The following is an 11,762-nucleotide window of genomic DNA, read 5'->3' as shown; positions in this document are numbered from 1 at the left end:
CGGTTGCCGCTCGTTATCACGAGGCAGCCAAAGGGTCTTTACTGGTCAAAATTTAACCAGACCTCATTATTCGCCGACGCTGATCTTCAGGCCAGCGGCTATTGCAAAGGGTGTCAGGGTTATCGCCAGGGCGGTCAGGCTACCAAGCCACAACAGATAACCGGTCGCCGGCATGCCCTGCAGGGCCGCCTGCAAGGCGCCACTGCCCAGGATCAACACCGGGATGTACAACGGCAGAATCAGCAACGCCAGCAACAGGCCACCGCGCTTCAAACCGACAGTCAACGCCGCGCCCACCGCACCGAGCAGGCTCAGCACCGGTGTACCCAGCAACAGCGAAAGCAGCAACACCGGCAGACAGGCGGCAGGCAAACCGAGCATCAACGCCAGCAAAGGTGCGAGCAAAACCAGTGCCAGGCCGGAAAAAGCCCAGTGTGCCAGCACCTTGGCCAATACCAGAAGAGCCAGGGGGTGCGGCGAAAGGACCCACTGTTCCAGCGATCCATCCTCGAAATCACTGCGGAAAAGCCCGTCCAGCGAGAGCAGGACCGATAAAAGCGCCGCCACCCAGACCAGCCCTGGAGACAAGGTTTGCAACAATTGAGACTCGGGGCCGACCGCCAGCGGGAACAGCGATACCACAATCGCAAAGAACACCAGCGGATTGGCCAGCTCCGCCGGACGGCGGAACAGCAAACGGGCCTCACGGGCGACCAACAGGCCGAAAACACTCATACGGCCCATTTCCCCAGATCGATGTCACGGTAACCGGCCGGCATCCGGCTCAGCGTGTGGTGAGTGGTCAAGACCACCATGCCGCCCCGTTCGCAGTGAGCGGCCAGGTGTTCTTCAAGCTGGGCCACGCCTTGCTTGTCGAGGGCGGTGAACGGCTCGTCGAGAATCCACAACGGCGGACTGTCCAGATACAAACGCGCCAGTGCGACGCGACGCTGCTGGCCAGCGGACAGGGTGTGACACGGAACATCTTCGAAACCGCGCAATCCGACCGCCTCAAGGGCTTGTCGGATCGCTGCATGGGAGGCCGGTTGATGCAGGGCGCAAAGCCAGCTGAGGTTCTCTTCCGGGGTCAGCAAATCCTTGATCCCGGCGGCGTGGCCGATCCACAACAGATTGCGCGCCAGCTCCGTGTGTTGTTCGTGCAGCGGCTGGCCATTGAGCAGTACTTCACCGGCGGTCGGGTGCATCAGCCCCGACAGAAGGCGCAGCAGGCTGGTCTTGCCACTGCCGTTAGGGCCGCTGATTTGAATCATTTCGCCACTGGCCAGTCTCAAATCGAGATTTTCAAAAAGCAGCCGAAGGTCTCGCTCGCAGGCAAGGGCAACGGTTTGCAGGACAGGACTGGTCAAGGGTTCACGGGCCTTATACGGTTCAAGTCGGCTCTGGCGCGGCCGTTAAAGAGATGCAGAATAGATGTATTGGCCACCCGAGCGAGAGACCTGCGTCAAATAATTGCAATGTCTCGGGCACCCTGTATACAACCGCGCGGCATTATACATGCCATTTCCTACTCCAAAGAGCGCATTTTCCCAAGGTTGTGACCGCGTATGACAGGCGAAATGAACATCCTCCCGCTACCGCAAACACCCACGGCGACCACGCGTCCGCTGGCGGTCAGTGGTGAGTTGCTCAAGCTGCTGACCCCCATCGAGGGCCTGATCAACGCCGGCCAGACCGCCAGGGCCGAAGTGCTGTCGCTCAAGCAGGCGGACCAGACCTTCGAGCTGCTGCTCAAGGTCACTCTGGACAGCGGGCGCCAGACCACGGTGCAGGCCACCAGCAATCAGCCATTGGCCCTGGGCACCAGCGTCGCGGTCACCCAGCCTTCGGCGGGCAACCTGGCCATCACCGTGCAACAGGCCATCGCTTCCAGCGTCGCCACCCTCACCCGACTCGACACCGCGCAACTGCCGGTCGGCACCCTGTTGCAGGGCAAAGTGCTGACCTCCCAGGTGCTGCCGCAAGTGCCGGGGCAACCGACGGTGTTTCGCTCGATGGTGAGCCTGCTCAACACCGCCTTGAGCGGTAGCACATTGAGCATCGACAGCCCGCAGCCCCTGCGCATCGGCACCCTGCTCAGCGCCCAGGTGCAGGACACCCAGACCCTGAAGTTCGTGCCCTTGAGCAGCCGTCAGGAGCAACTGGCGGTGACCCAGCAACTGGTCAGCCAGACCAGCCGCCAGGGTTCGCTGGATGGCTTGCTCAAGCTCCTGCAGGACCTGCCGCCGTCGAACCAGACCTCCAGCGACCTGCGCGCCGCCGTGGATAAACTGCTCGCCGGCTTGCCGGACGTTCAACAACTGAGCACCCCCAAAGGCCTGCTGCAGGCCCTGGCCGGCAGCGGCGCGTTCCTCGAAACCAAGCTGCTGGCCGGGCAGAACCCGACACTCGCTCCGGACATGAAAGCCGATCTGCTCAAGCTGATCGCGCAACTGACGCCGAACCTGCCTGCCAGCACCAATCTCAGCGCGATCATTGCCGCCAACACCCTGGCCCAGGCCCTGCCAAGTTTCGTGCGCAATGCCTTGGGCATGCTCGGGCAAGTCAGCGCAAAACCGTCGCCCACCAGTTTCCCGCTACCGGAGCGCCTGTTGCAGAGCGCCGAGGGCGAAGACGACCTCGAACACCTGCTGCGCCTGGCTGCCGCCGCGGTATCACGCCTGCAAAGCCATCAATTGTCGAGCCTGGAGCAGACCGGCGTGACCAGCGATGGCCGCCTGGTGAGCACCTGGCAACTGGAAATCCCGATGCGCAACATGCAGGACATCGTGCCCTTGCAGATCAAGTTCCAGCGCGAAGAAGTGCCCGATCGGGAACAACCCCAGGAACGTCGCGAAGAGCGCGAGCCCAAGCAACAACTGTGGCGCGTTGACCTGGCATTCGACATGGAGCCATTGGGCCCGCTGCAGGTTCAGGCGCAGTTGATTCGCGGCAGTCTGTCCAGCCAGCTGTGGGCGGAACGGCCGTACACCGCCAGCCTGATCGAAAACAACCTGGCCGCCCTGCGCCAACGCCTGCTGGCCTCGGGCCTGAACGTCAGCGACCTCGATTGCCACCAGGGCAGACCGCCCCAGGGCCCGCAAACCCGCCTCGAACAACGCTGGGTCGACGAAACCGCATGAACAATCCCAACACCCCACGCCAGGCCATCGCCCTCAAGTACGACGGCACCCACGCCCCTACCCTCACCGCCAAGGGCGACGAAGAATTGGCGGAAGAGATCCTGCGGATCGCTCGCGACTACGAAGTGCCGATCTACGAAAACCCCGAGCTGGTAAGGCTGCTGGCGCGCATGGAGCTGGGGGACAGTATTCCGGAGGAGTTGTACCGCACGATCGCGGAGATCATTGCGTTTGCGTGGAACCTGAAGGGCAAGTACCCGGCGGGGCAGGATCTGGATGCGCCGATGCTCGAGAAGGATGTTACTGATCGCGGGGATGATTACTGAGACTTCCAGGACGCCATCGCGAGCAGGCTCGCTCCCACAGGGTCGGGGGTGTTCATAGAACTTGTGAGCACCTTCAATACTGTGGGAGCGGCGGTGCGACGATTCGACTTGCCCGCGATGAGGCCGACACATTCGACATCAGTAGCGGCTGATAAACCGCCATCGCGAGCAGGCTCGCTCCCACAGGGAGTTGGCGGTGTTCACATATGTTGTGTCCACCCCGATCCATTGTGGGAGCGAGCCTGCTCGCGAAAGCGATTTCAGCCGAACTGCAAAAATCAGTTCTTGTGCAGCTTGCTCATCAACTCCGCCTCAGCCTGGGTCAAGCCGCAGGACTGGGTCAGTTCGTCGACGCTTGCCCCCATCCCGACCAGTCGTGCCGCCTGGGCGAACGAGAGGCTGGTGGGGTCGCGCTGTTCCAGTTGGGCGAGCTTGTCCGGCAGGGGCGCGACAATGGCACGGAGCTCGTGCAGGTCTTCGCCCATGCGGACATTGCCGTTCTGGTAATCGTCAACGCGTTTGCCCAGGTCCTTGATGCGCTGATCACGCAGCGCTTCGCCCTGGGCCTGTTGCGCGGCGATCTGTTTCTGACTGCGGATGTACGCCAGAAACATCGCCAGCGTGCCTGCCCAGAAAAGGAACAGGACAATGACCGCGACCTCGAGGATCAATCAGATACTCTCCAGTTCCGACCATTCTTCTTCGCTCATCATCTTGTCCAGTTCGACAAGGATCAGCAGTTCGTTGTTCTTGTTGCACACGCCCTGGATGAACTTGGCGGATTCTTCGTTACCGACGTTCGGCGCGGTCTCGATTTCCGACTGACGCAGGTAAACCACTTCGGCCACGCTGTCGACCATGATCCCGACAACCTGTTTGTCGGCCTCGATGATGACGATACGGGTGTTGTCGCTGATTTCGGCATTCATCAGGCCGAAGCGCTGGCGGGTGTCGATCACGGTGACCACGTTGCCACGCAGGTTGATGATGCCCAGCACGTAGCTTGGCGCACCCGGAACCGGGGCGATTTCGGTGTAGCGCAGGACTTCCTGAACGCGCATCACGTTGATGCCGTAGGTTTCATTGTCCAGCTTGAAGGTCACCCATTGCAGGATCGGATCTTCGGAACCCTTTGCCGCCGTCGCCTTGTCATTCATAGCCTGTCCCCTCGAAAAACCGCCCTGGCGGTGTGTGTGCGGTGCTGCGGCATTCGAATGCCGTCGCCTGTTTGTCTTGCAAATTTCATTTCAGTTTGTGGACCGGCTTGCCGCCGCCCATGTGCTTTGCTCCACCACTGGCGATCAACTCGGCCAGCGCGGAGACATCCAGCAGCGCGCACATGTGTTCGATCACTGTGCCCGCCAGCCACGGTCGTTGACCGCGGTGGCTGCGCCATTTGATTTCGTTCGGATCCAGGCGCAACGAGCGGCTGACCTGATGCACCGCCAGCCCCCATTCGTAGCCCTGTACCGAAATGACGTATTGCAGGCCCTGCTTGAAGTCGTCGCGATAACGATCGGGCATCACCCAGCGCGCAGTGTCGAGCACCTTCAGGTTGCCGGCCTGGCTCGGCAGGATGCCCAGGAACCACTCCGGCTGGCCGAACAGCGGCGTCAACTCGTGACCGGCCAGGGGGTAAATCGACCCCAGGCACACCAGCGGAACCGCCAGGGTCAACCCGGCGACATCGAACAGCAGACATTCGAACGGTTCGGCGGCCCAGCTCGGGCGTCCATCGGATTCCACCGGTGGGGGCGTGTTGCTTGGCGGCAAGTGGACTTCGACCACCGGCGGCACCCGGGTTTGCTCCACCTCGATGACCGCAGGTTCCTGTACCGGCTGCACCTCGGCGACGGCGGGCTCCTGTGGGGGCGCAACCTCGACAGGTGGCGGCACCAACGCCTTGAGCAACGGCGCGATCGTGGAAATCGAGGCCATTACCGGCGGCGCAGCTTCGATAACGGCGACGGGAGCCGTCTTCGCGGGCGCTACCGCTGCCGGCGCAGCTGTAACAGCCGCTGTGCGGGCATCGCGGGCCTGCTCCTCAAGCACCGCTGCCTGGAATTCGTCCAACACCGCTTCAGCCGCAATTTCCTCGGCCGCTGCCTCTAGTGGCAGCGTCAATTCCTCAGTCACGTCCTGCAGCAAGCTGTCCAGATAGGACTGCAGCGCCAGTTGCGGGCGGGATGTGGTCTTCAAAGGATGGTTCATGGGCACGCCCCTGCTTCTGTAGGAGCGAGCTTGCTCGCGAAAAACTGTCGGAAAACGCGATTATCCAGACAACCCGCGTTATCGTTGTCGTCCATCGCGAGCGAGCTCGCTCCTACAGGGATCGGAGTCATCTCACGCCACCTGCGGGACAAGTTGTGCCGCCAGCAGCTGCTTGAGCAGTGCCCGGTAGGCGAGAACGCCACGGCTCTTGCCGTCGAATTGCGAAGGTGTCAGGCCGGCGCGGCTGGCATCGCGCAGGCGCGTGTCCACCGGGATATAGCCTTGCCAGATTTCCTCTGGAAACTTGTCGCGCAGCACACGCAGGGTGCCGAGGGACGCCTGGGTGCGACGGTCGAACAGGGTCGGCACGATGGTGAACGGCAAGGACTGCTTGCGCGAACGGTTGATCATCGCCAGCGTGTTGACCATGCGCTCCAGGCCTTTGACGGCCAGGTGCTCGGTCTGCACCGGAATCACCAGTTGCTGGCTCGCCGCCAGGGCATTGACCATCAGCACGCCGAGCAACGGCGGGCTGTCGATGATCGCGTAATCGAAGTCCTGCCACAGCTGCGCCAGGCTCTTGGCGATCACCAGGCCCAGGCCACTCTGGCCCGGCGACTGGCGTTCGAGGGTTGCCAGTGCGGTACTCGATGGCAACAGCGAAATGCGTTCGTCGCTGGTGGACAGCAGCAATTGCCCGGGCAGGCCCTGGGGCACGTTGCCCTTGTGCAGGAACAGATCGTAGTTGCTGTGTTCCAGGCTGTCGGGGTCGTAACCGAAATAGCTGGTCATGGAGCCATGAGGGTCGAGGTCGACCACGACCACGCGCTTGCCCGCCTCGGCCAGCAAACCGGCTAAAGCGATGGAGGAAGTGGTTTTACCGACACCACCCTTTTGATTGGCGATTGCCCAGACTCTCATTCGGATTGTTCCTCCCGGCCGGATCGACCGGGAAATAGCTCAACGTGTTAATGCGGGTGACGGAGAATTGACGGAGCTCTCGCGTACCGGCGACTTGACCGTGGTCGGTGCAGTTTGTGTGCCAGCACGCTTCAATGCCGCATCCGGCGTGGTATGAGCGGTACCGGTGCCGGTCAGGCTGCGCCGCACGTCCAGATTGCGCGACACCACCAGCACCACGCGCCGGTTGCGCGCCCGTCCCTCGGCCGTGGCGTTGTTGGCCACCGGCTGGAATTCACCGTAACCCACCGACGCCAGGCGACCGGGATTGACCCCCTGCATGGCCAGCATGCGCACAATGCTCGCCGAACGGGCCGAGGACAGCTCCCAGTTGGTCGGGTACTGCGCGGTACGAATCGGCTGGTCGTCGGTAAAACCTTCGACGTGAATCGGATTGTCGAACGGCTTCAGAATCGCCGCGACCTTGTCGATGATGTTGAACGCGATGTCGCTGGGCATGGCATCGCCACTGCCGAACAACAGGCTGGAATTGAGTTCGATCTCGACCCACAACTCGTTGCCGCGCACGGTCATCTGGTTGGAGCTGATCAAATCGCCGAACGCCGCGCTGATGTCATCGGCGATGCTCTTGAGCGGATCGCTGGAACCGGCAACCCCCGCATCGACCTGATCGCTGTCCTTGACCAGCGGCTTGGCCGGGGTCACGGTCTTCGGCCGCTCGTCACCGATGGGGATCGGCTTGAGGGCGCGATCGGTATCGGTGAAGACCCCGATCAGCGCCTCGGAAATGATCTTGTACTTGCCTTCGTTGACCGAGGAAATGGAGTACATCACAACGAAAAAAGCGAACAGCAAGGTGATGAAGTCGGCATAGGAAACCAGCCAACGTTCATGGTTTACATGCTCTTCATGCTGGCGACGACGTGCCATGAGGTTATTCCCTTAATCCATGAAGCCCTGAAGCTTCAACTCAATGGAGCGAGGGTTTTCACCTTCGGCGATCGACAGAATGCCTTCCAGCAACATTTCGCGATAACGCGACTGACGCAATGCGATGGATTTGAGTTTGGCGGCAATCGGCAGCAGCACCAGGTTGGCACTGGCCACACCGTAGATGGTGGCGACGAAGGCCACGGCGATGCCGTTACCCAGTTGCGACGGATCGCCGAGGTTGCCCATGACGTGAATCAGGCCCATCACCGCACCGATGATGCCGATGGTCGGCGCATAGCCGCCCATGCTTTCGAAGACCTTGGCCGCCTCGATGTCGCGGCTTTCCTGGGTGTAGAAATCCACTTCCAGAATGCTGCGGATGGCTTCCGGCTCGGCGCCATCGACCAGCAGTTGCAGGCCTTTGCGCGAGTAGCTGTCCGGTTCGGTATCGGCGACGCCTTCCAGGCCGAGCAAGCCTTCCTTGCGCGCCGTCAGGCTCCAGTTGACGACGCGGTCGATACCACCGGCCAGGTCGACGCGCGGCGGAAACAGAATCCACGCCAGGATTTGCATGGCACGCTTGAACGCGCTCATCGGCGATTGCAGCAGCGCCGCGCCGATGGTCCCGCCCAATACGATCAAGGCCGCCGGGCCGTTGGCCAGGGCACCGAGGTGCCCGCCTTCGAGGTAGTTGCCGCCGATGATGGCGACAAAGGCCATGATGATGCCGATAAGGCTGAGAACGTCCATCAGATACAGGCCTCGACCAGGTGCTTGCCGATGTCGTCCAGGCTGTACACCGCGTCGGCGAGCTCGGCTTTGACGATGGCCATCGGCATGCCGTAGATCACGCAGCTGGCCTCATCCTGGGCCCAGATTGCACTGCCACCCTGCTTGAGCAGGCGCGCGCCTTCACGGCCGTCGGCGCCCATGCCGGTCAGCACGACCGCCAGAACTTTGTCACCGTAGGATTTGGCCGCCGAACCGAAGGTGATGTCCACGCACGGCTTGTAGTTCAGACGCTCGTCGCCCGGCAGGATTTTCACCGCGCCACGGCCGTCGATCATCATTTGCTTGCCACCGGGTGCCAGCAACGCCAGGCCCGGACGCAGGATGTCGCCATCCTCGGCTTCCTTGACCGAAATGCGGCAGAGCTTGTCCAGGCGTTCGGCGAAGGCCTTGGTGAAGGCTGCGGGCATGTGCTGGATCAGCACGATCGGCGCCGGGAAACTGGCCGGCAACTGGGTCAGTACCCGCTGCAGGGCAACTGGGCCGCCAGTGGATGTACCGATGGCTACCAATTTGTAGGCCTTGCGTTTCGGCGCCGGCGAAGCAGGCGAATGCGCAGGTGCTGGCGCACGGGCCGGGACAGGCGACGGTCGCGCGGCTGTGCTCCCGTAACTGCCGATGCTTGAAGGGGTAGGCGTCGGGGCCGGAGCGGCCACTGGCGCCGGGGCACTGTAGGAACTCAGGCGACGGTTGCTGCGCGAGATGCTGTGAATCTTCTCGCACAGCAGTTGCTTGACCTTCTCGGGGTTGCGCGAGATGTCTTCGAAATTCTTCGGCAGGAAGTCCACCGCGCCGGCGTCCAGCGCATCGAGGGTCACCCGCGCGCCTTCGTGGGTCAGCGAGGAGAACATCAAGACCGGGGTCGGGCAGCGCTGCATGATGTGCCGCACCGCCGTGATGCCGTCCATCATCGGCATCTCGTAGTCCATCGTGATCACGTCGGGCTTGAGGGCCAGCGCCTGATCGATCGCGTCCTTTCCGTTGGTCGCCGTACCGACGACCTGGATATTGGAATCCGCTGAAAGAATTTCCGAGACGCGGCGGCGGAAAAACCCCGAATCATCCACCACCAGGACTTTAACTGCCATAAACACTCCGTTAGACGCAGCGGGGCCAGAGGCGCCCCGCCCCGCCAGAATCAAATACGCCGCGTGGCGTAACGCTTGAGCATGCTCGGAACATCGAGAATCAGCGCGATGCGACCGTCACCGGTGATGGTGGCGCCCGACATGCCCGGAGTTCCCTGGAGCATTTTGCCCAGTGGCTTGATGACCACTTCTTCCTGGCCCACCAGTTGGTCGACGACGAAGCCGATCCGCTGGGTGCCCACCGAAAGGATCACCACATGGCCTTCGCGCTGCTCTTCGTGAGCGGCGGAGCTGACCAGCCAGCGCTTGAGGTAGAACAATGGCAGTGCCTTGTCCCGCACGATCACCACTTCCTGGCCATCCACCACGTTGGTGGTCGACAGGTCGAGGTGGAAGATTTCGTTGACGTTCACCAGCGGGAACGCGAACGCCTGGTTGCCGAGCATGACCATCAGGGTCGGCATGATTGCCAGGGTCAACGGCACCTTGATGACGATCTTCGATCCCTGGCCCTTGGCCGAGTAGATGTTGATCGAGCCGTTGAGCTGGGAAATCTTGGTTTTCACCACGTCCATGCCCACGCCACGGCCGGACACGTCGGAGATCTCGGTCTTGGTCGAGAAGCCCGGGGCGAAAATCAGGTTGTAGCACTCGGTATCGCTCAGGCGATCGGCCGCGTCCTTGTCCATCACACCGCGTTTCACCGCGATGGAACGCAGGACGTTCGGGTCCATGCCCTTGCCGTCATCGGAGATCGACAGCAGGATGTGATCGCCTTCCTGTTCCGCGGCCAGGATCACCTTGCCGCCACGGGCCTTGCCCGAGGCTTCGCGTTCTTCCGGCGACTCGATGCCGTGGTCGACTGCGTTGCGCACCAAGTGCACCAGCGGGTCGGCCAGGGCCTCGACCAGGTTCTTGTCGAGGTCGGTTTCTTCGCCGACCAGCTCCAGGTTGATCTCTTTCTTGAGCTGGCGAGCCAGGTCGCGAACCAGGCGCGGGAAGCGCCCGAAGACCTTCTTGATCGGTTGCATCCGGGTCTTCATGACCGCGGTTTGCAGGTCGGCGGTGACCACGTCGAGGTTCGACACGGCCTTGGACATGGCTTCGTCGCCGCTGTTGAGGCCCAGGCGGACCAGGCGGTTACGCACCAGTACCAGCTCGCCGACCATGTTCATGATTTCGTCGAGACGCGCGGTATCGACCCGCACGGTGGTCTCGGCTTCGCTGGCCGGCTTTTCCGGCGGTGGCGTGGCCGGTGCACGGGCTGGAGCCGGTGCGGCGGCAGCAGCGGCAGCCGGTGCAGGTGTTTCGGCTTTCGGCTCAGGCGCCTTGGCCGCAGGTTTCGGCGCAGCGGCCTTGGCCACTGGCGTTGCTGCGGGTGCGCTGGCAACGGAAGCGGTTCCGGTTTTCGCTGCGACGTCGGTGAATTTGCCCTTGCCGTGCAATTCGTCGAGCAGCGATTCGAATTCGTGATCGGTGATCAGGTCGCTACCGGCCGCCGCAGCGGTGGGTGCCGCAGGCGTCGGCACCGAAGCAATGGCCGACTCGAGCGCTTCGACGGCGAAGTTACCCTTGCCGTGCAACTGGTCGAGCAGTGCTTCGAATTCGTCGTCGGTAATGTCGGAGCTATCGCCCTCAGGCTTGGGCTCCTGGGTTGCGGCTGGCGCAGCGGAAAGCGAATCGACGGCGAACTGGCCCTTGCCGTGCAGCTGATCGAGCAAGGACTCGAACTCTGCATCGGTGATTTCATCGCTGGCCGCTTCATTGCCGGCAGCAGCAGGCGCAGCAGGAGCCGCTGGCGCCTCGGCCTGGGCCTTGACGGCATTGAGCGAGTCCAGCAGTTGTTCGAATTCGCTGTCGGTGATGTCAGCCGATTCGCTTTCGGCGACAGGCTCCGGGGCCACTTCGACCACGGGAGCAGCGGCAACTTCGTCAGCGGTTTGCGGTTCAGCCAGGCGCGACAGGGCTGCGAGCAGTTCAGGCGTGGCAGCGGTGATCGGGCTGCGATCACGGACTTCGCCGAACATGCTGTTCACCGCGTCCAGTGCTTCGAGAACCACGTCCATCAGTTCCGAATCAACGCGACGCTCACCCTTGCGCAGAATGTCGAACACGTTCTCGGCGATGTGACAGCACTCCACCAGCTCGTTGAGCTGAAGGAAGCCGGCGCCCCCTTTTACAGTGTGAAAACCGCGAAAAATTGCATTGAGCAGGTCCGCATCGTCCGGCCGGCTTTCCAGCTCGACCAGTTGCTCGGACAGTTGCTCTAGAATCTCGCCGGCCTCAACCAGGAAATCCTGAAGGATCTCTTCATCGGCGCCGAAGCTCATTAATGGTGTGCTCCTACAGGTCTA

At 62.2% G+C, this 11,762-nt stretch carries 12 protein-coding genes; 2 read left to right on the top strand and 10 right to left on the bottom strand.

The window, feature by feature from the left end; genetic code table 11:
- Positions 1-66: 66 nt before the first annotated feature.
- Together ccmB and ccmA are read right to left on the bottom strand one after the other, a co-directional pair.
- The gene (gene ccmB / locus ABTV29_RS07355) at positions 67-735 is read right to left on the bottom strand and encodes a heme exporter protein CcmB (RefSeq protein WP_007980754.1); all 669 of its coding nucleotides are present in this window, start codon (positions 733-735) and stop codon (positions 67-69) included.
- Positions 732-1,367 carry a cytochrome c biogenesis heme-transporting ATPase CcmA gene (gene ccmA / locus ABTV29_RS07350; protein WP_433769470.1) on the bottom strand — a complete coding sequence of 212 codons (636 nt, stop codon included), beginning with the start codon at positions 1,365-1,367 and terminating at the stop codon, positions 732-734. Before ccmA ends, ccmB begins: the two co-directional genes overlap by 4 nt.
- 198 nt (positions 1,368-1,565) lie before the next feature.
- Between ccmA and ABTV29_RS07345 the strand changes: the two genes are divergently transcribed.
- Positions 1,566-3,140 (top strand): flagellar hook-length control protein FliK, encoded by a 1,575-nt coding sequence (locus tag ABTV29_RS07345; protein WP_433769469.1) that lies wholly within the window; start codon positions 1,566-1,568, stop codon positions 3,138-3,140.
- Positions 3,137-3,466: an EscU/YscU/HrcU family type III secretion system export apparatus switch protein gene (locus ABTV29_RS07340; protein WP_433769468.1), complete on the top strand. Its 330-nt coding sequence runs from the start codon at positions 3,137-3,139 to the stop codon at positions 3,464-3,466. Before ABTV29_RS07345 ends, ABTV29_RS07340 begins: the two co-directional genes overlap by 4 nt.
- 278 nt (positions 3,467-3,744) lie before the next feature.
- On the opposite strand, the gene ABTV29_RS07335 is transcribed toward ABTV29_RS07340, so the two are convergent.
- The 8 genes from ABTV29_RS07335 to ABTV29_RS07300 form a co-directional block, all read right to left on the bottom strand.
- A complete protein-coding gene (locus ABTV29_RS07335) occupies positions 3,745-4,137 on the bottom strand; it encodes a DUF2802 domain-containing protein (RefSeq protein WP_433769467.1) in 393 nt (130 codons plus the stop codon).
- Positions 4,138-4,623 (bottom strand): chemotaxis protein CheW, encoded by a 486-nt coding sequence (locus ABTV29_RS07330; RefSeq protein WP_007980742.1) that lies wholly within the window; start codon positions 4,621-4,623, stop codon positions 4,138-4,140.
- Between the two features lie 85 nt (positions 4,624-4,708).
- Positions 4,709-5,677 (bottom strand): CheW domain-containing protein, encoded by a 969-nt coding sequence (locus ABTV29_RS07325; protein WP_433769466.1) that lies wholly within the window; start codon positions 5,675-5,677, stop codon positions 4,709-4,711.
- A 132-nt stretch (positions 5,678-5,809) separates the two neighbouring features.
- Positions 5,810-6,598, bottom strand: a complete 789-nt coding sequence (locus tag ABTV29_RS07320; RefSeq protein ID WP_433769465.1) for a ParA family protein — start codon at positions 6,596-6,598, stop codon at positions 5,810-5,812.
- A 39-nt stretch (positions 6,599-6,637) separates the two neighbouring features.
- Positions 6,638-7,528: a flagellar motor protein MotD gene (gene motD, locus ABTV29_RS07315; protein ID WP_433769464.1), complete on the bottom strand. Its 891-nt coding sequence runs from the start codon at positions 7,526-7,528 to the stop codon at positions 6,638-6,640.
- Positions 7,529-7,540: 12 nt separating this feature from the next.
- On the bottom strand, positions 7,541-8,281 hold the full coding sequence (locus tag ABTV29_RS07310; protein WP_110964366.1) for a flagellar motor protein: 741 nt from the start codon (positions 8,279-8,281) through the stop codon (positions 7,541-7,543).
- Complete coding sequence (locus ABTV29_RS07305; protein ID WP_433769463.1) at positions 8,281-9,408, bottom strand: protein-glutamate methylesterase/protein-glutamine glutaminase; 1,128 nt, start codon at positions 9,406-9,408, stop codon at positions 8,281-8,283. The genes ABTV29_RS07310 and ABTV29_RS07305 overlap by 1 nt, the downstream gene beginning before the upstream one ends.
- Before the next feature lie 50 nt (positions 9,409-9,458).
- Positions 9,459-11,738, bottom strand: a complete 2,280-nt coding sequence (locus ABTV29_RS07300; RefSeq protein ID WP_433769462.1) for a chemotaxis protein CheA — start codon at positions 11,736-11,738, stop codon at positions 9,459-9,461.
- Positions 11,739-11,762 lie beyond the last annotated feature (24 nt).

Source organism: Pseudomonas putida (assembly GCF_050989985.1).
GTDB classification, from domain to species: domain Bacteria; phylum Pseudomonadota; class Gammaproteobacteria; order Pseudomonadales; family Pseudomonadaceae; genus Aquipseudomonas; species Aquipseudomonas putida_AI.
This window is presented reverse-complemented; position numbering and strand designations above follow the sequence as displayed.

Coding starts and splice junctions, on each gene's coding strand:
- ccmB (WP_007980754.1), bottom strand. CDS start 735: ATGAGTGTTTTCGGCCTGTTGGTCGCCCGTGAGGCCCGTTTGCTGTTC.
- ABTV29_RS07345 (WP_433769469.1), top strand. CDS start 1,566: ATGACAGGCGAAATGAACATCCTCCCGCTACCGCAAACACCCACGGCG.
- ABTV29_RS07340 (WP_433769468.1), top strand. CDS start 3,137: ATGAACAATCCCAACACCCCACGCCAGGCCATCGCCCTCAAGTACGAC.
- ABTV29_RS07330 (WP_007980742.1), bottom strand. CDS start 4,623: ATGAATGACAAGGCGACGGCGGCAAAGGGTTCCGAAGATCCGATCCTG.
- ABTV29_RS07325 (WP_433769466.1), bottom strand. CDS start 5,677: ATGAACCATCCTTTGAAGACCACATCCCGCCCGCAACTGGCGCTGCAG.
- ABTV29_RS07320 (WP_433769465.1), bottom strand. CDS start 6,598: ATGAGAGTCTGGGCAATCGCCAATCAAAAGGGTGGTGTCGGTAAAACC.
- motD (WP_433769464.1), bottom strand. CDS start 7,528: ATGGCACGTCGTCGCCAGCATGAAGAGCATGTAAACCATGAACGTTGG.
- ABTV29_RS07310 (WP_110964366.1), bottom strand. CDS start 8,281: ATGGACGTTCTCAGCCTTATCGGCATCATCATGGCCTTTGTCGCCATC.
- ABTV29_RS07305 (WP_433769463.1), bottom strand. CDS start 9,408: ATGGCAGTTAAAGTCCTGGTGGTGGATGATTCGGGGTTTTTCCGCCGC.
- ABTV29_RS07300 (WP_433769462.1), bottom strand. CDS start 11,738: ATGAGCTTCGGCGCCGATGAAGAGATCCTTCAGGATTTCCTGGTTGAG.